The organism is Streptomyces marokkonensis (genome assembly GCF_039539045.1).
Taxonomy (GTDB): domain Bacteria; phylum Actinomycetota; class Actinomycetes; order Streptomycetales; family Streptomycetaceae; genus Streptomyces; species Streptomyces marokkonensis.
In genome coordinates this window covers 14,389-40,731 of the sequence record NZ_BAABCQ010000026.1, presented here as the reverse complement: position 1 = coordinate 40,731, position 26,343 = coordinate 14,389, and the positions used below count along the sequence as shown (strand labels likewise).

Below are 26,343 nucleotides of genomic sequence, written 5' to 3'. Positions count from 1 at the left end.
TGCTCTCCGGGAGGGGACGGTGTACGCGGTCGGTACGGGGGTGCGGGCCGGCGGCGCGCGGTAGATACGGTGCGCTGCACGCCGTCAGGAAGACGAGGCGGACGGGGCGGGCGACGCGGCGGGGAGCAGCAGTCTCCGCGACGCCTCGTGCGCGGCCAGGACCAGCTCGGCGCGGGGGAAGCCGCTGCGCTTCTCGGCCGTCCCGGCGTTCTCCCCGGCGACCCACACCGGCCCGTCGGCGAGGTGTTCCAGGCCCTCCCTGGCGACGTCCTCCGGCTCCGCGACCCGGAGGCCGGGCAGGTCCATGCGCAGTCCGGCGCGTTCCATCGCGGGGGTCCGAGTCACTCCCAGGACCAGCTCCAGGACGTGTACGTCGTACTGCCCGAGCTCCAGCCAGAGGCCCTCGGCGAAGACGCGGCCGAAGGCCTTGGCCGCGGAGTAGACACTGATCTGCGCCTGGCCCATGAAGCCGGAGAGCGAGCCGACCAGCAGGATGCCGCCGCGGCGCCGTTCCCTCATCAGGGCACCGAAGTGGTGGGTGAGGGCGAGCTGCGCGGTGATGTTCAGGTCCAGGACGCCCTGGACGCGATCGAGGTCACCGGTGACGAACTCGTGGCCGTAGGAGTTGGCTCCCGCGTTGAAGACCAGCAGGCCGACCTCCAGGCCGTCGGTGACCGTGCGGATGGCCGGCAGGGCGCCGGGGTCGAGCAGGTCGAGGGTGAGGGTGCGCACCTCGACGCCCCTGGCTCGCGCCCGGTCGGCCGTCTCGTGCAGAGGGCCGGGCTTGCGGGCGATCAGGACCAGGTTGATCCCGGCGTCCGCGAGCAGTTCGGCGAAGGAGGCGCCGACCCCCTCGGAGCCGCCCGCGATGACCGCCCACGGTCCGTACACGCTCTTGTCGGTCATCAAGCACCTCTCTCAGTCCTGCCCGGCGGTGCCGTGACCGTAGAACGCGCCCCGCCGGCGGCGCCGCCGGAGATCCCACTGGCCGGGAGCGCCATGTGCCGCACGGCCAGCGAGGCGAAGACCATCGCGGTGCCGATGGGGACGCCGGGTCCCGGATAGACGCGGCCGGTGAAGGAGGCGCTGGTGTTGCCCGCGGCGTACAGACCCGGTACGGGGCCGCCGTCGGTGCCCAGGACCCGGGCGTGGGCGTCGGTGCGCAGCCCGCCCTTGGTGCCGAGGTCGGCGAGGACGAGGCGGGCGGCGTAGTAGGGCGGCCGGTCGAGCGGAACCAGGCAGGGGTTGGGACCCGGGGCGTCGCGGGTGTCGGCGAAGAACCGGTCGTAGGGGTCCTCGCCGCGGTGGTGGTCCGCGTCGGTGCCGGTGGCGGCGAAGCCGTTGAAGCGGGCCACGGTGTCGGCCAGCGCGTCGGCCGGGACGCCGATGTGCCGGGCGAGTTCCGGCAGCGAGTCGGCCCGTACCCAGGTGCCGGCCGCGAGGTGTTCCGCGGCGTCGGCGGGCGGCACGGTGATGGCGGGGAGGGCGCCGCCCTCGCGGGAGTCGAAGACGAGGTGAGCGGGCGCGTCGGCGGCGGCGAGGGCCCGGCCCATACGGTCGTACGGCAGTGACTCGTTGGCGAAGCGCCGCCCGGAGCCGTCGACGACGAGGCCCCCGCGCAGGCCGAGGGTGAACGCGGCCGTCCCGTCCGGCCGCTGGGTGCCGGGGCACCACCAGGCCTCGTCCATGAGCTCGGTGGCGGCGCCGATCCGGACGGCGGCGCGGAGCAGGTCGCCGGTGTTGGTGGCGCGGGGCGCCATGGTCCACGCCGCGCCACCCGGCACCCCGTGCTCGGCGCGCAGCGCGTCGTCGCCCTCGAAGCCGCCGGCGGCCAGCAGTACGCCGAACCGGGCCCGCAGCGTGACCGTGCCGTGCGGGGTCCGCGCCTCGACCCCGGTCACCCGGCCGTCCTCGGTGAGCAGTCCGGTGACGCGGTGCTCGGTGCGTACCGTCGCGTTCCCGGTACGGGTGGCGGCGAGCAGGAGGCGCCCGATCAGGGCACGGCCCGCGGTGAGCGGCGCGTCGGGGTGCCCTTGGCCGGACCGGTCCCGGTCGACCGCCGGGCGGACCAGGTGCAGCAGGTCGCCCAGGCGGTCCGTCGGCAGGTCGAGCGGGACCACAGAGCGCCCGGCGTCCATCCGGCCGGGCGCGGCGACGTAGTCGGGGAAGGCGCGCCACTCGAACTCCACGGCCGGGTCGCCCTCGAGCCGGGCGACCAGCTCGGGCGCGTGCCGCAGGAAGGCCTCCCGGCGTTTCGCCCCGGCGTCGCCGACGAGGGCCCGCAGATAGGCGCGGGCCGCCTCGGTGGAGTCGCCGAGGTCCGCCCGTTGCTGCACCTGGGTGCCGGGCAGCCAGCAGGCGGCCCCGGAGTACGCGGAGGTGCCGCCGAGCAGCGCGGTCCGCTCCAGTACGACCGTGTCGAGGCCGTCGGCGGCTGCCGTCAGGGCCCCGGTCAGCGCTCCCGCGCCGGACCCCACGACGATCACGTCGTGGATGGCGTCCCCTTCTCGTCGGCCGTCCCGCATGGGTGCTCCTCCTGCCGCTCGGTGGTGTGGAGCCTCAGCAGACCGTGCGCGGGGCGGCCGGGGCGGGAGCGGTCCCACTGACCGGTACGCCGTTCCGGTCGCCACCTGACGTGGCGGCGCGCCGCGCGTATTGTCGGAGGCCGTTGACGCGAACAGAGCACCTGGAGGGGAGAGCGTGCCCAGAATCGCCGAGGCCAGGGCGGGGGCCGAGCCCAGTTCGCCCCGGCAGCACGCACGCCGGCAGAGCATCCTGAAGGCGGCGGCGGAGATCGCCGCACAGACGGGGCTCGAGCGGGTGCAGATGCACGAGGTGGCCCGGTCCGCGGGGGTGGCGATCGGCACCCTGTACCGGTACTTCCCGTCGAAGACGCACCTGTTCACCGCGGTGATGGCCGACCAGATCCAGGGCTTCGGGGCGAAGATGCCCGACCGGGCGGCGGACACCTCGCCCGAGGACGCCGTGTTCGAGACACTGGCCGGCGCCACCCGCAAGCTGCTGCGCCGGCCGGCGCTCGCCACCGCGATGATCCAGTCGGCGAACGCCGCCCGCGCCTCGACCGTCCCGGATCTCGCCCGGGTCGACACGGGGTTCCTCGACCTGCTGCTGCGGGCCTGGGACGTCGAGCGGCCCACGGAGCACCATGTCGCCCGGCTGCGGCTGCTGACCCTGCTCTGGTACGGCGTGCTGCAGTCCCGGCTCAACGAGCGGATCACGCCGGAGGAGGCCGACGCCGACCTGCGGATGGCCTGCCGACTGCTGCTCGCGCCCGAGGCGGACACAAGCTGACCCTGCCCGCACGGCGGTCGGGCCGGTGTCGGGCGGGCGGTCAGGCAAACGGTCAGCTCGTCGGGGTCTGCTGGGTGCCCGTCGTGTCGAGTCCGGCGACGCTGTACGCCGCGTAGGTGCGGTACGGGTCGCGGCCGCTGAAGTACGGCGTCAGCTGGGCGTCGAGCTCCTCCGGTGTGAAGGTGCCGTCGGCGGCGGTGAACTTCTGTTCCACGGTGGGCGGTGCGAGCAGGGCGACCATGTCGCCGTAGACGACGAAGACCTGCCCGTTGATCTCGTCGGCGGCCGGTGAGGCCAGGTGGGCCACGAGGGTGGCGACCCGCTCGGGGGCCATGATGTCGAAGCCGCCCGGTGCGTTCACGCCCTCGCCGAAGGAGTCGGCGGTCATGGCGGTGCGGGCACGGGGGCAGATGGCGTTGGCGCGCACCCCGTAGCGGGCCATGCCCTGGGCGGTGGCCAGGGTGAGCGCGGTGATGCCGGCCTTGGCCGCCGAGTAGTTCGGCTGGCCGGGGGCGCCGAAGAGGAATGCTTCGGAGGAGGTGTTGACGATCCTGCCGTAGACGGGACCGCCCAAGGCCTTGGAGGCCGCGCGCCAGTGCACGGCGGCGGCGCGGGAGAGCCCGGCGTGGCCCTTGAGGTGGACGCGGATGACGTCGTCCCAGTCGGACTCGGAGAGGTTGAACAGCATCCGGTCGCGCAGCACGCCCGCGTTGTTGACGACGACGTCGAGGCCGCCGAAGGACTCCACGGCGGCCCCCACGAGGCGGTCGCCCATGGCCCAGTCCCCGATGTCGCCGGTCACCGCGACCGCCTGCGAGCCGAGGGCCTTGATCTCGGCGGCCACGTCGTCGGCCGCCGGGCCGACGTCGTTGACCACCACGTTGGCGCCGAGGCCCGCGAGCGCGAGCGCCTCGGCACGGCCGAGTCCCGCCCCGGCACCGGTGACGACGGCGGTACGTCCCTCCAGGGTGTTCGTCGAGCTCATGCTGCCTCTTTCCGTGTTCCGTCGAGCAGATGGGTACGCCCACGCACCCCGTCTCTGCCGACGCGATGCGCTTCGTCGCGAAACTAGTACCAATTCTAGTTTCCGATTCGGCGGTGTCCCGTTGAGTGGACGCTCGGAGCAGGAACGCCGGGAAGAGTCACGCTCGCAGGAGCAGCACGAGAAGCGGGGCCGCTCAGACGAAGCCGACCGACACGGAGCCCAGTCCCTCGAACTGAGCCCGGAACTCGTCCCCCGGCCGCACGTCCACCGCCCGGGTGCACGAGCCCGGCAGCACCACGTGACCGGCCTCCAGACGCACCCCGTAGGACGCCACCTTGCGGGCCAGCCAGGCGACGGCCTCGGTCGGGTCCCCCAGCACCGCGCTGGTGTTGCCCCGGGCGATCTCCTCGCCGCCCCGGTTCAGCACGGCGGCGATGTCGGCGGGATCCAGGTCGGCCGGGCGCACCCGGGCGGAGCCCAGGACCACCCCGGCGGACGACGCGTTGTCGGCGATGGTGTCGGCGAGTCCGATCTTCCAGTCCCGGATCCGGCTGTCGATGAGTTCGATGCTCGGGACGACGTACTCGGTGGCGGCCAGGACGTCCGCCGTGGTGCAGCCCTCGCCGGGCAGGCTCCGGCCCAGTACGTACCCGATCTCGACCTCTATCCGCGGGTAGCAGTAGCGGCCCGTGTCGACGGGCGTCCCCTCGGGCAGCACCATGTCCGAGAGCAGGTGGCCGTAGTCGGGTTCGTCCACGCCCATCATCCGCTGCATGACCTCGGAGGACAGTCCGACCTTGTGCCCGTGGACGGTGACCTTCCCCTCCTTCAGCTGCCGGCGGATGTTGAGGAGCTGGATCTCGTACGCGTCGGTGGTGTCGATCCTCGCGTATGTACTGGTCAGCGGGTCGATCGGGGTCCGGTCGCGCTGTGCGGTACGGAGCAGTTCGGCGGCCTCGGCGCGCTGCGCGGCGTCAAGCATCGGGGGTCTCCTCACGGTTGTGTGCGACGTCGGCGGCAGTGAAGCGGGCACGGCCGCCGGAGAGCACCGTGCGGTCGTCGCCGGCGGACGCCTCGAAGCGGACGCCGGAGCGGTCGTCGTTCCAGCCGCGCAGGGCGAGCCGGTCGCCCGGGAAGACGGGCGCGGCGAACCGGGCCTCCAGCTCCAGCAGTTCGGCGGGGTGCGCGCCGAGGACGCCGGCCAGGGGCAGCAGCGTGGCGGCGAGGGTGCACAGTCCGTGCAGGAACGGCCGGGGCATGCCCGCCGCTTTCGCGGCCTCGGGGTCGATGTGCATGGCGTGCCGGTCACCGAGCAGCCGGTAGAGGGCCGCCTGCCGGGAGTGCGTGGCCACGGTCGGCCGGTGCTCGGCCGGCCGGTCCGGTCTACGCGGGGCGGACGGGCCGCGGTCGCCGCCGAAGCCGCCGCTACCGGGCGCGAAGAGGGACCAGGTCGCCGTGAAGCGCTCGCAGGACACCTCGACGTCGAAGACGGCGGCGGAGCCCTTGTCCCACACCTCGGCGACCCGCGCGGACATCGTCAGCTCGCCGGCCCGCTCCAAGGGGCCTTTCACCTCGAGACGTTGACCGCCGTGTACGGCGGTGGTGACATCGAAGGCGCCGAGTGCGCCCAGTGCGTCGGGCGCCCACTGGGCCAGGGTCAGCGCGAAGGTGGGCAGCACGCGCAGGCGTTCCTCGTAGACGAGGTCCAGCCGGTCGGCGGGGGCGCCGACCGCGAGGGCGTACAGGATCGCGTCGCGCGCGGTGTAGGAGACGGTGCGGGTGCCGAGGTCGCGGCCCCGCCACGGGGAGGCGGTCACCGGTCGGCTCCCAGGATCAGGCCGCTGGTGGGGACTCCGGTACCGGCGGTGACCAGGACGTGGCCGACGCCGTCCGGCTGGTTCACGGAGGTGCCGCGGATCAGCCGGACGCCCTCGGCGATGCCGTTCATACCGTGCAGGTAGGCCTCGCCCAGCTGTCCGCCGTGGGTGTTGAGGGGCAGCCTGCCGCCGACTTCCAGATGGCCGTCGGCGATGAAGTCCTTCGCCTCGCCCGGCTCACAGAAGCCGAGTTCCTCCAGTTGGGGAAGGACCAGCGGGGTGAAGTGGTCGTAGAGGACCGCCGCGTCGATGTCGTCGGGGCCGAGGCCGCTCTGCCCGTACAACTGCCTTCCCACGAGGCCCATCTCGGGGATGCCCGTGATGGCCGGCCGGTAGTAGCTGGTCATCATGTGCTGGTCGGCACCGAGCCCCTGGGCGGCCGCGTCGACGACCGCGGGCGGGTGGGGCAGGTCGCGGGCGCGTTCGGCGGAGACGATCACCAGGGCCTGGCCGCCGTCGGTCTCCTGGCAGCAGTCGAGCAGCCGCAGCGGCTCGGCGATCCAGCGGGAGTCGCGGTGGTCCTGCAGAGTGATGGGGCGGCCGTGGAACCAGGCGGCCGGATTGTTCGCGGCGTGCTTGCGGTCGACGACGGCCACCCGGCCGAAGTCGTCGGTGGTGGCACCGTACTCGTGGAGGTAGCGGCGGGCGAACATGGCCACCCACTGGGCCGGGGTGCTCAGCCCGAAGGGCGTCATCCAGGCGTAGGCGGCCCGGTCGGCGGTGGTGTCCATGGGGCGGGCGGCCTGGCCGAGTCCGTAGCGCTCGCCGGAGCGTTCGTTGAACGCCCGGTAGCAGACGACCACGTCGGCGACTCCCGTGGCGACGGCCATGGCCGCCTGCTGGACGGTGCCACAGCCGGCCCCGCCGCCGTATCCGATGCGGGAGAAGAACGTCAGGTCGCCCATGCCGGTGTTGCGGGCGACGTGGATCTCGGAGTTGGTCTCGGCGGTGAACGTGACCAGGCCGTCCACGTCGGCGGGTGTCAGCCCGGCGTCGGCGAGGGCGGCCAGCACGGCCTCGCAGGCGAGCTGGAGCTCGCTGCGGCCGGAGTTCTTGGAGAACTCGGTGGCGCCGATGCCGGCCACGGCCGCGGTCCGGGTGAACCGACCGGGACTCATCGGGCCTCCCCGGGCAGTCGTACGGTCACGGTGCCGGTGACGTGGGCGCCCAGGCCGTTGGTGCCCTTGACTGCGATGTCGACGTGGCGGTTCTCGTCGTGCTTCGCCGTGACCGTGCCCGTGAGCACCATGGTGTCACCGGGGTGGTTGGGGGCGCCGAGCCGGATGCGAATGGCCTTGACGACGGCGGCCGGGCCGGCCCAGCCGGTCACGTAGCGGTCCACCAGGCCGTTGCTGGTCAGGATGTTCATGAAGATGTCCTTGGAGCCCCGCTCGCGGGCGAGTTCGGGGTCGTGGTGCACGTCCTGGTAGTCGCGGCTCGCCAGCGCCGTGGCGACGATCAGGGTGCGCGTCACCGGGATGGGCAGGTCGGGGAGTACGTCGCCGACGGCCACCTCGCCGTAGGTACGGGGGGCGGGGAGCGGCCCGGAAGTGTCCGGCCGCGTCATGGGGCCACCGCCCCGCTCGTCAGCAGGGCACCGAGGCGCTCCAGGTCCGCGCCCGCGCCGCCCAGGGTGGTGGAGATCTGCTTGCCCCACAGGAAGTGGCGGTGCACCGGGTAGTCGGTGTCGACGCCGATGCCGCCGTGCACGTGCTGGACGCGGTGGACGGTGTTCAGACCGCCCTCGGTGGCCCACCACTTGGCGACCAGCGCGGCGCGGTCGGCGTCCTCGGCATCGAACGGCTCCTTCTGGGCGTCGACCGCCTGCCACAGCGTGACCCGCATCGCCTCGATGTCGACGTAGCAGTCGGCGAGCTGGTGCTGGACGGCCTGAAAGGTGGCGAGCGGTCGGCCGAACTGGTGGCGTTCGCGCAGGTGGTCGGCGGCGTGTAGCAACGCGCCGGCGGTCACTCCCACCTGGACGGCGGCGAGCGCCACGAAGGAGTCTCGGACCAGTGCCGCGACGGTGCCGTCGCCGGGTGTGCCGACGGGTTCGCCGGGTGCGCCGTCGAGGGTGACGTGGGCACTCAGGTCGTGGCTGGTGGTCTCGGCGTGCTCCCAGGTCACTCCGGGTGCGTCCGACGCGACCAGGAACAGGCCGGAGCCCGTCGCCGTGGCGGCCGTGACGAGGACGTGCCGGGCACCGGCCGGTGCCGGCACCACGGCCTTGGTGCCGGTCAGCCGCCAGAGCGCGGCGTCGTCCGGGCCGTCGTACAGACCCTCCGCCGGGCCGTCCTGCACCGCCGTCGTCCGTGGCGTGAGCGGGTCGGCGGGGCCGAACTCCTCCAGGGCCAGGGTCACCCGGCCGTTCCCCTCCGCGAGGTCGGGCAGCAGCTCCGCCCGTTGTCGTGCGGTGCCGTGAGCGGCGACGGCGAGCGCGCCGGCCAGCGCCGGCCACAGCGGCACCGGCGCCACCCGCCGGCCCTGCTCCTCCAGCAGCACGGCCACTCCCGCCATGCCGAGCCCGGCGCCGCCGTCCTCCTCGGGCAGTACGGCGGCGAGCAGGCCCGCGGCGGCCAGATCGCCCCACAGGGACGCGTCGACCCGGGACGCGGAGGTCTCCACCTCGCGCAGCCGCTCGGGCGTCGCACGGTCGGTGAAGATCTCCCGCGCCAGGTCACGGACGGCTTCGAGCTCTTCTCCCAGGGAGAAATCCATCAGGGCGCCTCCGTCGGGGCGGGCCGGAACACCGGCAGGGTCAGATCGGGGTCGGCGTCGAGCCAGTCGAGGACCACGGGCATGCCGATCGCGACGTCCTCGGGCGCGACCCCGGTCAGGTTGGTGATGAGGCGGGTGCCCTCGGCGAGTTCGACGACCGCGACGACGAGTGGGTAGTCGAAGGCCGGGTGCCGGGGGAGGTGGTTCACGACGTAGCTGTAGACGTGGCCGTGGCCGGAGGCCTCGACGGTGTCCCATTCCAGCGAGTTGCACTCCGGGCAACAGGGGCCCGGTGGGTGGCGCAGTGCGGAGCAGGCGGCGCAGCGCTGGACGAGCAGCCGGTGCCGCTGCGCGCCGTCGAAGAAGAAGGCGTTGTCGCGGTTGACCGCGGGACGCGGACGCAGGACCGGAGCCGAGGCGGGGTCCGGCTCCGCGGCCGGCTCGGAGGCCGGCTTGCCGGCCGGCTCGGAGGCCGGCCTGCCGGGCGGCTCGGGGTCCGGCCTGCCGGGCGGCTCGGGGTCCGGCCTCGCGGCCGGCTCGGTGGCCGGGCGGAAACGGAGGGTCCGCCAGCGCTGCGTGGCGACGGTCTCGCCGTGCTGGTCGGTGTACGTCTTGAGGGTGGTGACGAATCGCCCCGTGCCCAGGCCGGTCCGTTTCTCCGGTGAGATCGACTCCACGGTCTCGCGGACGGCGACGTGGTCCCCGGGCTCCAGCTCCCGCAGGAAGGTGAACTCCGAGTCGGTCGCCACCACGGAGGTGTAGCCGCCCTCGTCGAGCAGGTCGACCAGCTCGTCGAAGCCGTCCCGCCCGGCCGTCGGGGCGACGGTGGCCGCGTAGCCGCGCATCGTCCATGCCTGGACCATCGACGCCGGTGCCACCACCCCCGCCCGTCCGGTGGCACGGGCCGCCTCGGCATCGGTGTAGGCGGGGTTGGTGTCGCCCATCGCCTCCGTCCAGTGCCGGATCATCGGCTGGTTGACGGGGTCCTGCGCCGGGGCGAGGGCGCGCAGTTCGCGCCCGGTGAAGGCCCGCAGCCGTTCCTCGTACGCACGACCGGGCGGGTTGTCCTGCTGTTGCCGGGTCATGCGCCACGCCCCTTGCGGGGCAGCCCGAGCCCCTGGGTGGCGACCATGTCCCGCAGGATCTCGTTGACGCCGCCGCCGAAGGTGTTCACGATGCCCTGCCGGGAGAGCTGCTCGACCTGCCCGGCGAGGACCGCGCCCGGTGACTCGGGTCGGATGCGCCCGGCGGCGCCGAGGATCTGTGTCAGTCCGCGCTGGACGTCGATGTGGGTCTCGGTGCCGTAGGCCTTGGCGGCGCCCGCGTCGGCGCCGGTAAGCGCGCCGGCGGCGACGGCCGCGGTCATCTTCCAGTTCATCAGCCGCATCGCCTCCAGCCGGGCGTGGGTCCGGGCGAACTCCTGCCGCACCCAGGGGAGGTCGGCCGTGCCGTTCTCCTTGGCCCAGTCGAGGACCCGTTCCCACAGCTGGATCATGCGACCGCCGAGGGCGGCGAGGCCGATGCGTTCGTGGTTCAGCTGGGCGGTGATCAGCCGCCAGCCGCCGTCCACCTCGCCCACCACGTCCCCGGCCGGGACACGTACCCCGCTGTAGTACGTGGCGGTGACGACCATGCCGCCCACCGTGCGGATGGGGCTCCAGGAGAAGCCGTCGTCGGTGGTGGGCACGATGAGGATGGAGATGCCCTTGTGCTTCGGGGCGTCCGGGTTCGTGCGGGCGGCGAGCCACACGTAGTCGGCCGTGTTGGCGCCGCTGGTGAAGATCTTGCTGCCGTCCACGACGTACGCGTCGCCGTCCCGGACCGCCCGGGTACTCAGCGAGGCGAGGTCGGTGCCGGCCTCGGGTTCGGTGTAGCCGATCGCGAAGACGATGTCGCCGGAGAGGATGCCGGGCAGGAACCGCCTCCGGTGTTCCTCGGACCCGTGGGCCATGAGGGTCGGGCCGACGGTGTTGACGGTGACGAACGGGAAGGGCAGGCCGGCCCGCTGGACCTCGTCGAAGAACACGTACTGGTCCTCCACCGGCCGGCCCTGGCCGCCGTACTCGGTGGGCCAGCCGATGCCCAGCCAGCCGTCCGAGCCGAGCCGTTTGACGACCTCGCGGAAGCGGTCCCCGCCGACGCCCTCCTCGCCGACGCGACGGCGTTCGTCCTCGGGCATCAGGCCCGCGAAGTACGCCCGCAGTTCCCGCCGCAGCTCTCGGTGCGCGGCGCTCTCGCGCAGTTGCATGTGTCGTTCTCCTTGGTTGTCACCGGCGGGCGCGCCGGGCCTTGGCCGACGGGCGTGGGCGTTCAGGGCAGGAAGCGACCGCGCCCGTTGGCGAGGAACTCGGCGCGCAGGGCGGCCTTGTCGTCGTCGGTCATCGGCACGTACACGGGCCCGCCCCGGCCCGCCCAGCGGTGCACCGGGTCGTCCGTGCGCCAGCCGTCGAGCTGCATCTCCTTCTTGCGCAGCTTGTTGGAGCCGGTCGTGGGAAGCGCGTGCGAGACGCGGACGAAGCGGGGGACGCCCTTGGTGCCCAGGTCCTCCTGGCGGGCGAGGAATCCGGGCAGGTCGAGGTCCTCGAAGCGAGTGCCGTCGGGGATCTCGACGGCGGCCATGACCTGGTCGCCGGAGCGCGGGTCGGGTACGCCGAAGACGCCGGCGGCGACCACGCCCGGGTGCCTGCGCAGGACGCGTTCGGTGAGCAGGGCGGAGATGTTCTCGCCGTCGACGCGGATCCAGTCGCCGGAGCGGCCCGCGAAGTAGAAGTAGCCGGCCTCGTCCACGTAGCCGAGGTCGCCGGTCCAGTACCAGCCGTGCCTCAAGCGTTCGGCGTTCGCGGCCTCGTTGTTGTAGTAGCCCTCGAAACGGGCCGCGCCCTCCGTGTCGACGATCTCACCGATGGCCTCCTCCGGGTTGCGCACCCGGCCGTAGGTGTCGAGCACCGCGGGCGGGCAGGTCCGGCGGGTCGTGGGGTGCACGATGCGGACACCGTCCCGGGCGGGCACGCCGAGCGCGCCGACCGGCCCGTCGGGTACGCGCCTGAGCATGCCGGCGCCCTCGCTGGAGCCGTACCCCTCGACGAGACGGCAGCCGAACCGGTCGAGGAAGCGGTCCGCGTCCTCGGGTGAGGCCTCGGTCCCGAAGGCGTGGGTGAGCCTGTTGTCGGCGTCGTCCGGCGTCTCGGGGCGGGCCAGGACGTAGCCGATCGCCTTTCCGACGTACGTGAAGTAGGTGGCGCCGAAGTGGCGGACGTCGGGGAGGAACCCGGAGGCGGAGAACTTGCGGGTGAGGGCGACGGTGGCGCCCGCGGCGAGGGCCGGCGCCCACAGCGCCATCAGCGCGTTGCCGTGGAACAGCGGCATCGGGCAGTAGCAGGTGTCGTCGCGGGTGATGTCGTACTTGGCGCTGTTGGCGGCGCCGAGCGCGGCGAGCCTGCCCTGCGAGCAGATGGCCGCCTTCGACGTGCCGGTCGTGCCCGAGGTCAGCAGGAGCAGCATCCGGGTGGCGGCGGTCACGTCCGGTGCGGCGCGCACGGGCACCCGACCGACGTGGTCGGCGAGGTGGCTCGCGTGGTCCGGATCGTCGACGACGAGAAAGCGGTCGCGCTTCACGCCGATGTCCAGGCCGTCCAGCAGGTCCAGGCCCGCCCGGTCGGTGACGATCAGCTGGCAGTCGGTGTGACGCACTTCCCGTTCGAGTTCGGCCCCTCGGCGGGTCGGGTTGATACCGACCACGGCCGCGCCGGCGAGGGCGGCGGCGCCGAGCCAGAAGACGTACTCGGGCACGTTGTCCAGGAGTACGCCGATGTGGAACGGCCCCTCGGTGCGCAGTTCCCCGGCCCAGGCGGCGCGGGCGGCGCTCTGCGTGACCACCTCGTCCCAGGACCAGGCCCGTTCGCGGGTCAGCAGGCCCGGGTGGTCGTCTCCGGTGCGGGCGAGCAGCAGGTCGGCAATCGTCTGGTGTGGCAACGTCGGTCCCTCTCACCCGGTGGACGGGTTTCCCGATGTCGGTACGGTGACGGGGCGCTGGTGCGCCCGGCGTTCCGTGGTGGTCGTGAGGCGCCCTTCGGGCGGCGCCCGGTCCCTCCTGCCATCGGCGACGCTAGCCGCGGGTGCGGTGCCCCGGACCGGGGTGATCCCGCTGACCGGGAGGGGCAGGCGCGTGCGCCGTCGGCGGCGACGAAGGCGGCGGCGAAGGCGAAGGCGAAGGCGGCGACGGCGAAGGTCAGTCGAAGTTGGCCTGGCCGCCGTCGAGCGGCACCGTGGCACCGGTCAGGTAGCGGGCGTCCGGGCCGCACAGCATCACCACGGCGCGCCCGATGTCCTGCTCGCAGTCGCCGACGTACCCCAGCGGGATGGACGCGCAGAACTCCGCGGCCTCGTCGGGATGGGTGGCCTGCCACTTGGCGTAGGCGGGCGACACGGCGTGCGGGGCGATCGCGTTGACCCGGATTCCGTCGCGGCCCCACTCGTTGGCGGCGGCCCGGGTCAAGGTGCGCAGCGCGGACTTGGCCGCCGCGTAGGCGCCGTAGGTGCTCAGGTCCCAGCGGACCATGGCCGAGGTGACCAGGTTGACGATCACCCCACCGTTCCGTTTCAGGTACGGGTGCGCGGCCTTCATGAAGGTGAACGCCGCGAACGGCCCGCTCTCGAATCCCTTGCGGAACTGCCCGTCGTTCAGCGACAGAAGCGGGCCGTAGCAGCCTGTGTAGGCGTTGTTGACCAGGATGTCGATGCCGCCGAAGCGCTCGGCGACGGCCTCGACGACACCGGGTATGCGGTCCGTGTCGAGCACGTCGAGGACGAACGGCTCCGCCTTCGCTCCCCTGGCGCGCAGCATCTCGCAGGTGGTCTCCAGCTTGGCCGCCGTCCGCCCGAGGACGGCGACCGAGGCGCCTTCGGAGGCCAGCGCGAGAGCGATGCCCTGCCCCACGCCCTGTCCGGCGCCGCTGATGACCACGACCTTGCCGTCGAGATTCCGTACCGGCTGCCTCATCGCAACCCTCCTCTCAACTCGGTCGCGGGAGCCGCTTGTTGATGAACAGGCCCTCCGCGGTGACACAGACCCGGCCACCGGCCGTGATCTCGCCGGCCGTACGGATCCGGGAACCGTCCACCGAGACCTGCCGTCCGGTGACGGTGAGGGGCTCGAACAGCGGGGTGGGCCGCAGGTAGCGCAGGGTCAGTTCGGCGGTCATCCCGGAGGGGCCGGCCCAGTGGTTGGCCACGCCCAGGGTGTGGTCGAGGAGCAGGGCGGAGACGCCGCCGTGGACGTGCCCGGGCGGCCCCTGGTAGGGGAGGTCGAGCGTGACGGTGCCCTCGACGGAGCGGTCCTCCTTGCCGTGCAGGGACAGCGGCGGTGCGAGGGCGTTCTCCGGGCCGGTGACGGGGTCGTGCCGGGTGACGCCCTCGCCGCGCCACATCTCGGCGAGGCGTTCCTCGACGGTGGGCTCCTTCTCGGTGAGCCGGCCGGTGACGGCGTCGAGTCGCGCGGCGATCGCGGTCATGTCGGCGCCGGTGCCGTCGCCGGCGCGCAGCAGTGCGGTGAGCAGGCGGCGGGCCGCGGCGACCGCGGCGTCCACGCCGTCCGGCCGCGGTTCGGCGACCAGGCGGGGGCCGGTGGCCGGTTCGACGGTCTGCTCGACAGCCGGTGTCGTGGCTCGTTCGGTGGCTCGTCCGGTGGCTCGCGCGGTGGCTCGCTCGCCGGTCTCGTGCGCGGCGGGGACGTTCATGACCGCACCGTCGCCGTCGCGTGAGTGAGCACGGGCGCGCCGTCGCGTTCCGGGCAGGCGGCGTGCAGCAGGAGCCGCTCGGTGCCGTCGTCCGCCGGTGGTCCGTCGCGCCAGACGGACGTCGCGATCGACTCGCCGGGGACGAGCGGGCCCGCGAAGCGCACGGCGAGGCCGGTCAGGCGGGTGACGTCGCCGTCGAGGACCCCGTCGACCAGGGCCTTGGCGACCAGTCCGTAGGAGGCGAGTCCGTGCAGGATGGGCCGCTCGAAGCCGGCCGCCCGGGCGAACGCGGGGTCGGCGTGCAAGGGGTTGAGGTCGCCGTTGAGCCGGTACCACAGCGCCTGCTGGGGTGTGGTCGCGGTGGTGATTACGGTGTCGGCGGGGCGGTCGGGTGCCGTCCACCGCTCCTCGGGGCCGGGGCCGGGCCCGGAGCCGTGGCCGGTGTCCTGGCCGAAGCCGCCCTCGCCGCGGGCCCAGATGCGGGTGGTGGTGGTCCACAGGGATGCGCCGTCGGGGCCCGTGGCCGCGGATTCCAGCACGATGAGCGCGGCCTTGCCCTTGTCCCACACCTCGGCGACACGGGAGCGGAGCGTCGCGGTGCCGGACGCCGGCAGCGGCCGGTGCACCTCCAGTCCCTGGCCCGCGTGGAGTACGGCACGCAGGTCGACGTCGATGCCGGGCATCTCCATGCCCGGCGCAGGTGCCTCGCCGGCGGAGATCCCGGTGCCGGCCACCAGGGCGAAGGTGGGCAGTACGGTGAGGCCCTTCTCGTAGGTCAGGTGCGGCTCGGGGTCGGTGGCCGCGGCGGCACCGGCGCCCAGGCTCAGGTGGTACAGGAGGACGTCACGCGTGCTCCAGCGGATCTCGCGGACGGACGGGTCCGCGCGCAGCGCCTTGTCGCGGTCGATGGGCATGGTCAGCCTTTCCGGATGGGCTCGGGGTCGCGGGGCAGGCCGAGGAGGCGCTCGCCGATGATGTTCAGCTGGACCTCCGTCGTGCCGCCGGCGATGGACAGGCAACGGGAGTTGAGGAACATCCACATGGCGTCGTGGCGCTCGCCCTCCCCCGTCAGCGCCGCGCTGCCCTGCCAGTCCACGCAGGTCTCCCAGACCCGCTGCTGGTGTTCGACGCCGAGCAGTTTGGCGATGGACGCCTCCGCTCCGGGCTGCTGTCCGGAGACGGTGCGCAGGGTGGTGCGCAGGGCGAGGAGGGCGCCGGACTGGGCGTCGCAGAGGTGGCCGCCGAGGGTGGTGAGGCGTTCGTCGTCCAGGCCGTCCGAGGTGGCGGCGATCTCCAGCAGGGTCTCGGCGCCGGAGCCGACCGAGTCGTGGGAGAGCGCGACGCGCTCGTTGGCGAGGGTGGTGCGGGCCAGTTTCCAGCCGTCACCGGGGGCGCCGACGAGCAGGCCGTCGGGGACGAACACGTCGTCCAGGAACACCTCGTTGAACTCGGACTCGCCGGTGATCTGGCGCAGCGGCCGGATGTCGAGGCCCGGGCTGGTCATGTCGAGGAGGAAGTACGAGATGCCCTTGTGCTTGGGCACGGTGGTGTCGGTGCGGGCGAGCAGGACGCCCCAGTGGGCGTCGCGGGCCATGGACGTCCACACCTTCTGCCCGGTGATCCGCCAGCCGCCCTCCACCTTCTCCGCGCGCGTGCCGAGACCGGCGAGATCCGAGCCCGCGCCCGGTTCGCTGAACAGCTGGCACCAGGCGATGTCGCCGCGCAGGCTCGGGGCGAGGAACCGCTCCTGCTGGGACGGGTCGCCGTGCGCGATGAGGGTGGGCACCACCCAGCCGCCGATGATCATGTCGACGGGCGTGAGGCCGACGGCCCGGAGTTCCTCGGCGATGACGAGCTGGGTCACCGGGTCGGCGCCCTTGCCCCAGGGTGCGGGCAGGTGCGGCGCGGTGTACCCGTGGTCGGCGAGGTGGGTGAGGCGCTCCGTGCCGTCCAGGGCTGCGGCTGTCCGCAGCTCGGTGCGGATGCCCTCGCGCAGGGCCTCGGCCTCCGGCGGCAGTTCGACGCCCAGCCTGCGGCGGGTGCCGTCCAGGGCGAGGCGCGCGACGCGACGGCGCCAGTCGGCGGCCGGACCGAGGGTGATGCGCAGGGTCTGGGCCCGGCGCAGCGCGAGGTGCGCGTCGTGTTCCCAGGTGAAGCCGATGCCGCCGAGTACCTGTACGCAGTCCTTCGCGGTGACGAACGCGGCCTCGACGGCGACCGCTCCGGCGAGGGCGGCGGCCAGTGCGGCCTCCCGGGGGTCGTCGCCGACGCCTCCGGGGTCGCCCGCGCGGGCGGCGTCCCAGGCGCAGGCGCGGGCCTGTTCGGCGTGCGCGAGCATACGGGCGCAGAGGTGCTTGACACCCTGGAACTGGCCGATGGGCCGACCGAACTGCTCGCGTACCCGGGCGTAGTCGGCGGCGGCGGTCACGCAGCGGTCGGCGAGGCCGGAGGCCTCGGCGGCGAACAGGGTCGCGGCGAGGTCCCGGGGGTGCTGCGGGTCGAGATCGAGAAGGTCTGCGGCCGGGACCGGCACCGAGCGGGCGGTCACTCGGGAGGAGCGGCGGGTGAGGTCGTGGCTGCGGACGTCGCCGGTGTCCACGGCGGCGCGGGGCAGCACGAGCCAGGTGACGCGGCCCCCGTCGGCGGCCGGAAGCACGAACACGTCGGCGAGGTGGCCGCCGACGACGAGCTCGGAGGTGCCGGTGAGGGTGGCCGTGCCGTCGGCGGCGCGGGTCAGCGTGAGGGTGCCGGCGGCGAGCCCGACCGCACCGACGGCGGTACCGGCGGCGAGCGCGGCGAGGTGGGCGCGGTGTCCGGCGGTGTGCAGGACGGCCGAGGCCAGCGTCGTGGGAAGGAAGGGACCGGGGGCCATGGCACGCCCCAGCTCCTCGGTGACGACGGCGAGTTCGACGAGGCCGTACCCGGAGCCGCCCGCCTCCTCGGGCAGGTGCAGTCCGAGCAGCCCCTGCTCGGCGAGGCCGCTCCAGTGGTCGGGGAGGGTCTCCTTCTCGGCGTCGGCCGCCGAGTGGAGGGTGGTCTCGGTGATGTGCCGGGTGGCGAAGGCGCGTACGGCGTCTCGCAAGTCGCGGTGCTCCTGGGTGAGCCCGATGGTCATGACGGCTCCTCAGACGCGTTCGATGACGGTGGCGGTCGAGTGCGCCCCGCCGGCGCACATGGTGACCAGCGCGGTGGACTTGCCGGTGCGCTCCAGTTCGTGCAGGGCCTGGGTGATGAGCCTGGCCCCGGTGGAGCCGACGGCGTGGCCGAGGGCGATGGCGCCGCCGTTGACGTTGACCTTGTCCAGGTCCGCTTTGTGGACCTGGACCCAGGACAGGACGACGGAGGCGAAGGCCTCGTTGATCTCGACGAGGTCGATGTCGGCAAGGGTCATGCCGGCGGTGCGCAGTACCCGTTCGGTCGCGGCGACGGGCCCGTCCAGGTGGTAGTAGGGGTCGGAGCCGACCATGGTGGAGGCGACGATCCGGGCGCGCGGGCGCAGTCCTTCGCGGGCGGCGCGCTCCCGGCTCATGAGCAGGACGGCTGCGGCGCCGTCGCTGATCTGGGAGCTGTTGCCCGCCGTGTGGATGCCGTCGGGCAGGACCGGCTTGAGTGCGGCCAGTGCCTCGGGGGTGGTGTCGCGCAGTCCTTGGTCGCGGGTGACGAGAGCGGTCTCGCCGGTGGGCCCCTCGGAGCCGATCACGGGGGCCTCGATGCCGATGATCTGCTTCTCGAAGCGGCCTTCCGCCCAGGCCCGGGCGGCGTTGCGCTGGGAGGCGAGGCCGAGGGCGTCCGCGTCGGCCCGGGTGATGCCCCGGTGCCGTGCGATGCGCTCGGCGGCGGTGAACTGGTCCGGCATGTCCACGGACCAGCTCTCCGGCACGGGCACGCCGGTGTCGGGCGTGAGGGCCTTGCCGAGGAAGACCCGGCTCATCGACTCGACGCCGCAGCCGATGCCGGTCTCGATGGCTCCCGAGGCGATCAGACCGGCGACCAGGTGCACGGCCTGCTGGGACGATCCGCAGGCGCAGTCGATGGTGGTGCAGGCGGTGGTGTGCGGGAGTCCGGTGTGCAGCCAGGCGGTGCGGGTGACGTTGTTGGACTGCTCACCGGCCTGGGTGACACAGCCCCCGATGACCTGCTCCACGGTGTCGGGGGTGATCCCGGCGCGCTCCACGAGGCCCTTCTGGGCGAGTCCGAGGAGTTCCGCCGGGTGCAGTCCGGACAGGACACCGCGGCGCCGGCCGACCGGTGTCCGCGCGGCTTCGACGATGACGGCCTCGGTCATGGCTCTCCGTAGGGGGTGAGGGGCCGTGGGGCCCGGGACTTGCTGACGCCGGAAAAACTAGAATTCGTTCTCGAAACAGGCAAGACCCAGTCCCGCTCAGTGGCCGCCCGGAGGCACACGCGCCCTTGCGCCCCCTCAGATGTGCGACCCGCCGTCCACCCGCAACTCGGCCCCCGTGAGGTACCCCGCGTCCCGCGACGCCGCGAAGGCGATCACCCCCGCGATCTGCTCCGGTTCGGCGGCACCGAAGGGGGAACGGATCCGCCCGTAGTACGAGGCGTCCAGCTCCGGCGGCAGCACGTGCGGCCCCGCCAGCGGTGTGGCGACCGAGCCGGGCGAGACGGGCACGACGCGGATCCCGCGGTGCGCGACCTCGGCGGCCAGGGACAGCGAGAAGCCGAGCACGGCGCCCTTGGAGGCGGCGTAGGCGGTCATGTACGGGTTCCCGTGCGACGCGGCCGACGAGGCGACGTTGACGATGACGCCGGTGCGGTCCGGAAGGAGGGGCAGTGCCTCCCGGCAGAACAGGGCGGCGCCGACCGCGTTGACCGTGAAGAGCCGTTGCAGGTCGGCGACGGTCAGCCGGTCGATGGGCGTCGTGCGGTGGATGCCGGCCACGTTCACCAGTACGTCGATCGCGCCGAGTTCACCGGCGGCCGCCCGCACGCCGGCCACCACCGCGTCCTCGTCGGCGACATCGGCGACGTGGGCCGCGATCCGCCCGGGACCGGAGGCGGCGGCGACGGTCTCGGCCAGCCCCTCGCCGGACAGGTCGACGGCGAACACGGCCGCGCCCTCGGACACCAGCCGCAGCGCGGTGGCCCGCCCGATGCCGGATCCCGCCCCGGTGAGCAGGACCTTCGTGCCCTCGAAACGGTTCATGACGACTCCTCGCGGTTACGCGTACCGACGGACAGGGCGGCGGACTGTACGCCGCCGGGGCGGACGCCGCAGGCCCGGTCCCATCGACCGGGACGGGCCCTCGAACGCCCGCGACCACCCGGTTCCGGTCAGTGGGACACCCTCGGATGGCCACCGGTGTCCGCGCCTACCGTCCGGACCGTGGAGACCACGCGTCCTGAGGGGATGAGAGCAACGTGAGCGCAGTCGAGTCAGCACACGACGACGTCAGGGCCATCGAGGCGGCCGCGGCACCCACCCGCTTCGCACGCGGCTGGCACTGCCTGGGCCTCGCGGAGAAGTACAAGGACGGCAAGCCGCACTCGGTGCGGGCCTTCGGCCAGAAGCTCGTGGTGTTCCAGGCGGGCGACGGCACCCTCAACGTCCTGGACGCGTACTGCCGGCACATGGGCGGCGACCTCTCCCAGGGCACGGTCAAGGGCGACCAGGTCGCCTGTCCCTTCCACGACTGGCGCTGGGGCGGCGACGGCCGCTGCAAGCAGATCCCGTACTCCAAGCGGGTCCCACTGCGCGCCCGTACGGCGGCCTGGCCGACCCTGGACCAGGACGGCATGCTCTTCGTCTGGAACGACCCGGAGGGCAATCCCCCGCCCCCGGACGTGACCGTCCCCCGCATCGAGGGCGCCACCAGCGACGAGTGGACCGACTGGCTCTGGTACGAGACCGTGGTGGACGCCAACTGCCGCGAGGTCGTCGACAACGTCGTGGACATGGCCCACTTCTTCTACGTCCACTACTCCTTCCCGACGTACTTCAAGAACGTCTTCGAGAGTCACACCGCCACCCAGTACATGCACGGCACCGGCCGGCCCGATGCTCGCCCCCAGGAGCAGGACGGCAAACCGAAGACGACCGGCAGCGACTCGGTGGCCTCGTACCACGGTCCGTCCTTCATGATCGACGACCTCACCTACCACTACGACACCGGTGACGTGCAGTCGGTGCTGATCAACTGCCACTACCCGGTGGACGCGAACCGCTTCGTGCTCCAGTACGGCATCGTCGTCAGGCGCTCGGAGTCCCTGTCGGCCGATGCCGCCGACGAACTCGCCGCGGGAATGGCGCAGTTCATCAAGCTCGGTTTCGAGCAGGACATCGAGATCTGGAAGAACAAGACCCGCATCGACAACCCGCTGCTGTGCGAGGAGGACGGCCCCGTCTACCAGCTCCGCCGCTGGTACGAGCAGTTCTACGTCGATGCCGCCGACGTGACGCCGGAGATGACCGACCGCTTCGAGTTCGAACTGGACACCACGCGGCCCGTCGAGGCGTGGCAGAAGGAGGTCGAGGCGAACCTCGCCCGCAGGGCCGCCGCCGTCGAGAGCCGGCCGGTCTGATGTGGCTCGGCAACCGGCCCGCCAGCCGGCTCGCCCACCGGCCCGACCACCGGCTCACCGACGGGGCGCCGATGCGGCCGCTGGCCTGCGAGCGGTGTGCCGCCGAAGTCCTGGTGCGCAAGAGCAGCTGGCAGCAGACGAGCGTGCAGTGGAACGCGCGGGCCACGGCGGCCTGCGCGGAACGCGACCCGGCCGGCGGGGCCTTCGAGGGCTGCCGGTCCCTGCGGGACACGATCCGCGAGGCCGCGCTGCGCGGCACGATCGAGGTCGTGGACGGCGGTGAGCAGCCCACCGCTGTCGCCGACCGGATCCCGTAGCACCGGGTGCGGCCCCACAGCTGTCCGCCGGGACACATCCCCCGGGCCCGGCGGACGCGACGGAAAGGAGGCCGGGTACGCGCCCATCGCGTGTACCCGGCCTCCTTCCGTGTGCCACTCCCCCGCTCCGCCGCCCGCTAGCCGCGCGCCGCCACGACCCCCGCCCGGCGGCCGAAGAACGTGCCGTCGCCGAGCGACGTACCGCTCACGTATCCCTCGCCGTGGATGCCGGAGGCCGCCCGGCCCGCGGCGAACAGGCCGGGCAGGACGGCGCCGGACACGTCGAGCACGGCGCCGTCCACGGTGGTGCGCAGCCCGCCCAGGGTGAAGCCGGCGACGCCCGTCCCGGCCCCGGCGCCGGGGCGCCCGCCCTGGTGGAAGCCGGCCCTCGGGTCGACGGCCGCGAACGGCCCCTTCAACGGACGGAGCCAGCGCGGGTCCTTGTGGAAGTACGGGTCCTGCCCGCGCCCCGCGTAAGTGTTGTAGGTGGCGACGGCCGACTCCAGGGCGCCCGGCGGCATGCCGAGTTCGGCCTCCAGCTCGTCCAGGGTCTCCGACACGAACCGGGGGACGACGCCCCAGCGTTCACGCTCGGGGACCGACTCGTAGCCCTCCTCGTCGACGATCACCCAGTAGGGGGCGGGCTGGGTCAGCACGGCGGCGACGCTGAACAGGCCCGGATACACGTCCTCGTTGATGAAGCGCTGCCCGTGGCCGTTGACCAGCATGCCCCGCACGGCCAGGGCGGGCAGCGCGGTCAGGGCCAGTTCGACCGTGCCCATGCGGCGGGTGGCGGCGCCGAGCGCGGCGGCCATCCTGATGCCGCTGCCGTCGTCGAGTCCGTCGCTGACCCTGCCGTGGGCGATCAGGTGCGGGGCGTGGTCGGCGAGCATCTCCTCGTTGTCGGCGAAGCCGCCGGTGGTCACCACCACTCCCCCGCGCGCCCGGTACGCCAGGTGCTCGCCGTGCCGGCGGGCGGTGACGCCGACGACCCGGCCCGTGTCGTCCACGATCAGCGACGTGGCCAGGGTGTCGGCGTGCGCCACGGCCCCCGCGCCCTCGGCGGCGGCGACCAGCTTCTCCATCACCAGCCAGCCGCCGTAGGCCTCGGTGGCGCAGCGGTGTCCGCGCGGTGCGGGCCGGGCGATCTCGTTGTACGGCCAGGCGTTCTCACCCAGCCACATCAGGCCTTCGCGGGTGGTCGGCATCCAGGTGGGCGCGTCCCACAGGGCGGGCTCGAAGGTGAGGCCGCGGTCCACGAACCACTGGAAGTGGGCGGCGCTCCCGTCGCAGTACAGACGTAGCTTCTCCTCGTCGGCGTGCGGGCCGAGGGCCGCGCGGAGATAGCCGAACATGTCGTCCGGGCTGTCCTCGAAACCGCACGCCTTCTGCACCTCGGTCCCGCCGCCCAGGTACAGCTCGCCGCCGGAGAGCGCCGACGACCCGCCGGGGCCGCCCGCCCGCTCCAGGACCAGGACGTCGGCGCCGGCCGACGCGGCCTCGAACGCGGCGGCGGCGCCCGCACAGCCGAAGCCGACGACCAGCACGTCGGTCTCGGCGGCGTAGTGGGTGACGTCCCGGGCGCGGACGGGTGTCACCGGCCGGGATCCGCTCACGTGTCCGACCCGGACTGCGGGGCGAAGGCGGCCAGCGGCTCGGAGCCGGACCAGTCGTGGCCCCAGTAGCTGTCGGCGGTGATCTCCTCGGCGGTGTAGTGCCGCTCGTCGACGCGCATGCCCTCGCAGCCGTACTCGATGTCCCAGCCGCCGGGGGCGCGCACGTAGAAGGACACCATCTTGTCGTTGGTGTGCCGGCCCAGCGTGGAGGAGAGGGAGAAGCCCCGTCTGCCCACGTTGTCGAGGGCGCGGCCGACCGCGTCCAGGGTGTCCACCTCGACCATCAGGTGGACGAGTCCGGGCTCTCCGCTGTGCGGGGCGGGGCAGACGGCGAGGCTGTGGTGGCGCTCGTTGACGCCCATGAAGCGCACCCGGCGGGGCGGTGCGTCGGGTGACTGGCCGCCGAGCCGGATGCCGCCGCGCGGCAGGAAGCCGAGCACCTCGGTGTAGAAGGCAACCGTGTCGTCCATGGCGGTGGTGGGCAGCACGACGTGCCCCATGCCCTGACCACCGGTGACGAACCGCTGCCCGAGGCCGGTCAGTACGGGACTGTGGTCGAGGATCGGGGCGAAGAACACCTCGACGGGCACGCCGGCCGGGTCCTCGAAGGAGATGGCCTGCTCCACGCCCCGGTCGTCGGCCTCCTCCTGGCTGAGCATCTTCACGGCCGTACCGGACGCCTCGACGGCGCGGCCGACCGCGGCCAGCGCGAACTGGTCCCGTACCTCCCAGCCGACCGACAGTACCCGGTCGCCGTCGCCGGGCAGGACGACGAGCCGGGCGCGGCGCTCGTCCATCCGCAGGTACAGGCCGTCGGGGTCCGGTCCCGTGCCCTCGGCGAACCCGAGGGCGTCCACGGTGAGTTCGCGCCAGCGGTCGATGTCACGGGTCTGGACCCGGAGGTAACCGAGCCCTCGGATCTGCGTCATGTGTTCCACTTCCTCGTCCTCGGGGCTTCCTCGTCGTCGGGACTTCCTCGGAGCGGGCCTCAGATCATCGAACGCATCGGTCCCTGCGGCGGCTCGACGCCGATCTCCGTCAGGGCCGAGGCGTGGAAGACGGATCCCGGCACGTGGATGGCGTGCGCGAGGCCCGTGTGCACGTCGCGCCAGAAGCGCTGGATCGGGTTGTCCAGGCGCATCGCGTTGCCGCCGGAGCGGGCGACGATCTCGTCGACCGCGCGGACCGCCCGCCAGGCGGCGGCGGCCTGGGTGCGCCGGCCGACCGCCCGCCGCTCGAAGGTGATCTCCTGTCCGGCGGCGACCGTGTCGTACATCTGGCAGACGTTGTCCAGCAGCGCGGAGCGGGAGGCCGCGATCTCGGCCGCCGCGTCACCGACGGCGTAGAGGACGTACGGGTCGTCCCGCACGGCCTGGCCGGTGATCTGGACGCGGTCGCGCTGGTAGGCGAGGTGGTGGGCGAGGGCGCCCTCGCACATGCCGATCACGGCGGAGGTGATGCCCAGCGGGAAGGCGGCGGAGAACGGCAGCCGGTAGGCGGGGTTGGTCAGCCCGGACTCGGTGGCCAGGGAGCCGTCCACGACCTTCGCGTACTCGATGACCCGGTGGGCGGGCACGAAGGCGTCCTCGACGACGACGTCCTTGCTGCCGGTGCCGCGCAGTCCGACGACGTCCCAGGAGTCCTCGACGATCGTGTAGTCGGCGCGCGGGAGGATGACGTGCACCGACTGGGGAGGGCTGAGCCGGTTGCCGTCGGGGTCGGTGAGGAAACCGCCGAGGAAGATCCACTCGCAGTGGTCGGTGCCGGAGGAGAACTGCCAGCGGCCGTTGAAGAGGTAGCCGCCGTCGACGGGCCGCAGCAGGCCCATCGGCGCGTACGGCGAGGCGATCCAGGTGTCGGGGTCCTCGCCCCAGACCTCCTCCTGGACCCGGGGGTCGGCCATCGCCATCTCCCACGGGTGGACACCGACGACGCCCGCGACCCAGCCGGTGGCGCCGTCGCAGGCGGCGATCCGCATCACGGTCTCGGCGAACTCGCGCGGGTGCAGTTCGAGACCGCCGTAGGTCTTCGGCTGGAGCATGCGGATCGCGCCGACGTCCCGCATGATCTTGACGGCCTGGTCGTCGAGCCTGCCGAGCGCTTCGTTGGCGGGGCCGAGCGCGCTGATCTCGTCTGCGCGCGCCTCGACGGCCTCGAGTACGGGATTGGACATGGCTCTTCTCACTTCCCCGGGGAGGTCTGTGCGGTGGTGCGGCCCTTGGCCGCCAGAGCGACCGCGATCTCGATGAGCTGGTCCTCCTGGCCGCCGACGAGCTTGCGACGGCCCGCCTCGAGCAGGATCTCGGCGCCGGAGACCCGGTACTTGCCGGCCTGGCGGGCGGCGTGCTTCAGGAAGCTGGAGTAGACACCGGCGTAGCCCATGGTCAGCGACATGCGGTCGAGCAGGCACTCGCCGTCCATGACGGGCCGTACCACGTCCTCCGCCGCGTCGATGATCTTCAGTACGTCGATGCCGGTACGGATGCCCAGGCGTTCGGCGACCGCGGCGAACCCCTCGACGGGGGTGTTGCCCGCGCCCGCGCCGAACCGGCGGGTCGATCCGTCGATCTGGGTGGCGCCGGCGCGCACGGCGAGGACCGAGTTGGCGACGCCGAGGCCCAGGTTCTCGTGGCCGTGGAAACCGACCTGGGCGTCGTCGCCGAGTTCGGCGACCAGGGCGGCGACGCGATCGCCGGCCTCCTCCATGACGAGGGCGCCGGCGGAGTCGACGACGTAGACGCACTGGCAGCCGGCGTCGGCCATGATCCGCGCCTGCCGGGCCAGCTCCCCGGGCGGGCTGCTGTGCGACATCATCAGGAACCCGACGGTCTCCAGGCCCAGTTCTCGGGCGAGTCCGAAGTGCTGGACGGCGATGTCGGCCTCGGTGCAGTGGGTGGCGATACGGCAGATCGAGGCTCCGTTGTCGGCGGCCTCGCGGATGTCGTCCTGGAGGCCGAGGCCGGGCAGCATCAGGAAGGCGATCCTCGCCCGCCGGGCGGTCTTCACGGCGGCCTTGATGAGTTCCTGCTCGGGGGTGTGGCTGAAGCCGTAGTTGAAGGAGGACCCGCCGAGGCCGTCGCCGTGCGTGACCTCGATGACCGGCACGCCCGCGTCGTCGAGGGCGGCCACGATCGAGGTGACGTGGTCGACGGTGAACTGGTGCTGCTTGGCGTGCGATCCGTCCCTGAGGGACGAGTCGGTGACGCGGATGTCCAGGTCGGTGCTGTAGGGCATGGCTCG

General features: G+C 73.1%; 24 protein-coding genes. 3 read left to right on the top strand and 21 right to left on the bottom strand.

The genetic code is table 11. From position 1 onward, the window contains the following. Window positions 1-84: 84 nt before the first annotated feature. Together ABEA26_RS09400 and ABEA26_RS09395 are read right to left on the bottom strand one after the other, a co-directional pair. Window positions 85-906, bottom strand: a complete 822-nt coding sequence (locus ABEA26_RS09400) for an SDR family NAD(P)-dependent oxidoreductase (protein ID WP_345590965.1) — start codon at window positions 904-906, stop codon at window positions 85-87. Next, window positions 906-2,525: an FAD-dependent oxidoreductase gene (locus tag ABEA26_RS09395; protein WP_345590963.1), complete on the bottom strand. Its 1,620-nt coding sequence runs from the start codon at window positions 2,523-2,525 to the stop codon at window positions 906-908. The genes ABEA26_RS09400 and ABEA26_RS09395 overlap by 1 nt, the downstream gene beginning before the upstream one ends. Before the next feature lie 175 nt (window positions 2,526-2,700). On the opposite strand from ABEA26_RS09395, the gene ABEA26_RS09390 reads away from it, so the two are divergent. Next, on the top strand, window positions 2,701-3,312 hold the full coding sequence (locus tag ABEA26_RS09390; RefSeq protein WP_345590961.1) for a TetR/AcrR family transcriptional regulator: 612 nt from the start codon (window positions 2,701-2,703) through the stop codon (window positions 3,310-3,312). Between the two features lie 52 nt (window positions 3,313-3,364). Here ABEA26_RS09390 and ABEA26_RS09385 read toward each other — a convergent pair whose 3' ends face one another. The 15 genes from ABEA26_RS09385 to ABEA26_RS09315 all read right to left on the bottom strand — a co-directional run bounded on the left by ABEA26_RS09385 (window position 3,365) and on the right by ABEA26_RS09315 (window position 19,794). Continuing rightward, window positions 3,365-4,297: a 3-oxoacyl-ACP reductase gene (locus ABEA26_RS09385; RefSeq protein ID WP_345590959.1), complete on the bottom strand. Its 933-nt coding sequence runs from the start codon at window positions 4,295-4,297 to the stop codon at window positions 3,365-3,367. 193 nt (window positions 4,298-4,490) lie between these two features. Further along, window positions 4,491-5,279 (bottom strand): 2-keto-4-pentenoate hydratase, encoded by a 789-nt coding sequence (locus ABEA26_RS09380; protein ID WP_345590957.1) that lies wholly within the window; start codon window positions 5,277-5,279, stop codon window positions 4,491-4,493. After that, window positions 5,272-6,114, bottom strand: coding sequence for a MaoC/PaaZ C-terminal domain-containing protein (locus tag ABEA26_RS09375; protein ID WP_345590956.1), 843 nt, complete (start codon window positions 6,112-6,114; stop codon window positions 5,272-5,274). Before ABEA26_RS09375 ends, ABEA26_RS09380 begins: the two co-directional genes overlap by 8 nt. After that, window positions 6,111-7,292: a lipid-transfer protein gene (locus tag ABEA26_RS09370; protein ID WP_345590955.1), complete on the bottom strand. Its 1,182-nt coding sequence runs from the start codon at window positions 7,290-7,292 to the stop codon at window positions 6,111-6,113. The genes ABEA26_RS09375 and ABEA26_RS09370 overlap by 4 nt, the downstream gene beginning before the upstream one ends. Then, window positions 7,289-7,741 carry a MaoC family dehydratase gene (locus ABEA26_RS09365; RefSeq protein ID WP_345590953.1) on the bottom strand — a complete coding sequence of 151 codons (453 nt, stop codon included), beginning with the start codon at window positions 7,739-7,741 and terminating at the stop codon, window positions 7,289-7,291. The genes ABEA26_RS09370 and ABEA26_RS09365 overlap by 4 nt, the downstream gene beginning before the upstream one ends. Beyond that, complete coding sequence (locus ABEA26_RS09360; protein ID WP_345590952.1) at window positions 7,738-8,892, bottom strand: acyl-CoA dehydrogenase family protein; 1,155 nt, start codon at window positions 8,890-8,892, stop codon at window positions 7,738-7,740. Before ABEA26_RS09360 ends, ABEA26_RS09365 begins: the two co-directional genes overlap by 4 nt. Then, window positions 8,892-9,977 carry a bifunctional MaoC family dehydratase N-terminal/OB-fold nucleic acid binding domain-containing protein gene (locus ABEA26_RS09355; RefSeq protein WP_345590951.1) on the bottom strand — a complete coding sequence of 362 codons (1,086 nt, stop codon included), beginning with the start codon at window positions 9,975-9,977 and terminating at the stop codon, window positions 8,892-8,894. Before ABEA26_RS09355 ends, ABEA26_RS09360 begins: the two co-directional genes overlap by 1 nt. Continuing rightward, window positions 9,974-11,140 carry an acyl-CoA dehydrogenase family protein gene (locus ABEA26_RS09350; RefSeq protein WP_345590949.1) on the bottom strand — a complete coding sequence of 389 codons (1,167 nt, stop codon included), beginning with the start codon at window positions 11,138-11,140 and terminating at the stop codon, window positions 9,974-9,976. The genes ABEA26_RS09355 and ABEA26_RS09350 overlap by 4 nt, the downstream gene beginning before the upstream one ends. Before the next feature lie 62 nt (window positions 11,141-11,202). Continuing rightward, window positions 11,203-12,864 (bottom strand): steroid-22-oyl-CoA synthetase, encoded by a 1,662-nt coding sequence (casI, locus tag ABEA26_RS09345; protein ID WP_345590946.1) that lies wholly within the window; start codon window positions 12,862-12,864, stop codon window positions 11,203-11,205. 256 nt (window positions 12,865-13,120) lie between these two features. Next, entirely contained in the window at window positions 13,121-13,891 is a 771-nt protein-coding gene (locus ABEA26_RS09340) for an SDR family NAD(P)-dependent oxidoreductase (RefSeq protein ID WP_345590944.1), read from the bottom strand. A 13-nt stretch (window positions 13,892-13,904) separates the two neighbouring features. Beyond that, on the bottom strand, window positions 13,905-14,627 hold the full coding sequence (locus tag ABEA26_RS09335) for a PaaI family thioesterase (protein WP_345590943.1): 723 nt from the start codon (window positions 14,625-14,627) through the stop codon (window positions 13,905-13,907). Then, on the bottom strand, window positions 14,624-15,541 hold the full coding sequence (locus ABEA26_RS09330) for a MaoC/PaaZ C-terminal domain-containing protein (RefSeq protein WP_345590942.1): 918 nt from the start codon (window positions 15,539-15,541) through the stop codon (window positions 14,624-14,626). The genes ABEA26_RS09335 and ABEA26_RS09330 overlap by 4 nt, the downstream gene beginning before the upstream one ends. A 2-nt stretch (window positions 15,542-15,543) precedes the next feature. Continuing rightward, window positions 15,544-17,742: an acyl-CoA dehydrogenase family protein gene (locus tag ABEA26_RS09325; RefSeq protein ID WP_345590941.1), complete on the bottom strand. Its 2,199-nt coding sequence runs from the start codon at window positions 17,740-17,742 to the stop codon at window positions 15,544-15,546. A gap of 9 nt (window positions 17,743-17,751) precedes the next feature. After that, a complete protein-coding gene (locus tag ABEA26_RS09320; protein WP_345590940.1) occupies window positions 17,752-18,912 on the bottom strand; it encodes a steroid 3-ketoacyl-CoA thiolase in 1,161 nt (386 codons plus the stop codon). Window positions 18,913-19,047: 135 nt separating this feature from the next. Further along, complete coding sequence (locus ABEA26_RS09315) at window positions 19,048-19,794, bottom strand: SDR family NAD(P)-dependent oxidoreductase (RefSeq protein WP_345590939.1); 747 nt, start codon at window positions 19,792-19,794, stop codon at window positions 19,048-19,050. 215 nt (window positions 19,795-20,009) lie between these two features. Between ABEA26_RS09315 and ABEA26_RS09310 the strand changes: the two genes are divergently transcribed. Both ABEA26_RS09310 and ABEA26_RS09305 read left to right on the top strand, forming a co-directional pair. Then, window positions 20,010-21,170 (top strand): 3-ketosteroid-9-alpha-monooxygenase, oxygenase component, encoded by a 1,161-nt coding sequence (locus ABEA26_RS09310; RefSeq protein ID WP_345590938.1) that lies wholly within the window; start codon window positions 20,010-20,012, stop codon window positions 21,168-21,170. Continuing rightward, a complete protein-coding gene (locus ABEA26_RS09305; protein WP_345590937.1) occupies window positions 21,170-21,487 on the top strand; it encodes a ferredoxin in 318 nt (105 codons plus the stop codon). Before ABEA26_RS09310 ends, ABEA26_RS09305 begins: the two co-directional genes overlap by 1 nt. A 137-nt stretch (window positions 21,488-21,624) precedes the next feature. Here the strand turns inward: ABEA26_RS09305 and ABEA26_RS09300 are convergent, their stop codons facing one another. From ABEA26_RS09300 to dmpG, 4 genes are read right to left on the bottom strand one after another with little or no spacing between them, the layout of a single operon-like run. After that, on the bottom strand, window positions 21,625-23,085 hold the full coding sequence (locus ABEA26_RS09300; RefSeq protein WP_345590936.1) for an FAD-dependent oxidoreductase: 1,461 nt from the start codon (window positions 23,083-23,085) through the stop codon (window positions 21,625-21,627). A 14-nt stretch (window positions 23,086-23,099) separates the two neighbouring features. After that, entirely contained in the window at window positions 23,100-24,032 is a 933-nt protein-coding gene (locus ABEA26_RS09295; protein ID WP_345590935.1) for a VOC family protein, read from the bottom strand. A 59-nt stretch (window positions 24,033-24,091) separates the two neighbouring features. After that, window positions 24,092-25,276 (bottom strand): acyl-CoA dehydrogenase family protein, encoded by a 1,185-nt coding sequence (locus ABEA26_RS09290; protein WP_345590933.1) that lies wholly within the window; start codon window positions 25,274-25,276, stop codon window positions 24,092-24,094. 8 nt (window positions 25,277-25,284) lie between these two features. Then, a complete protein-coding gene (dmpG, locus tag ABEA26_RS09285; RefSeq protein WP_345590931.1) occupies window positions 25,285-26,337 on the bottom strand; it encodes a 4-hydroxy-2-oxovalerate aldolase in 1,053 nt (350 codons plus the stop codon). Window positions 26,338-26,343 lie beyond the last annotated feature (6 nt).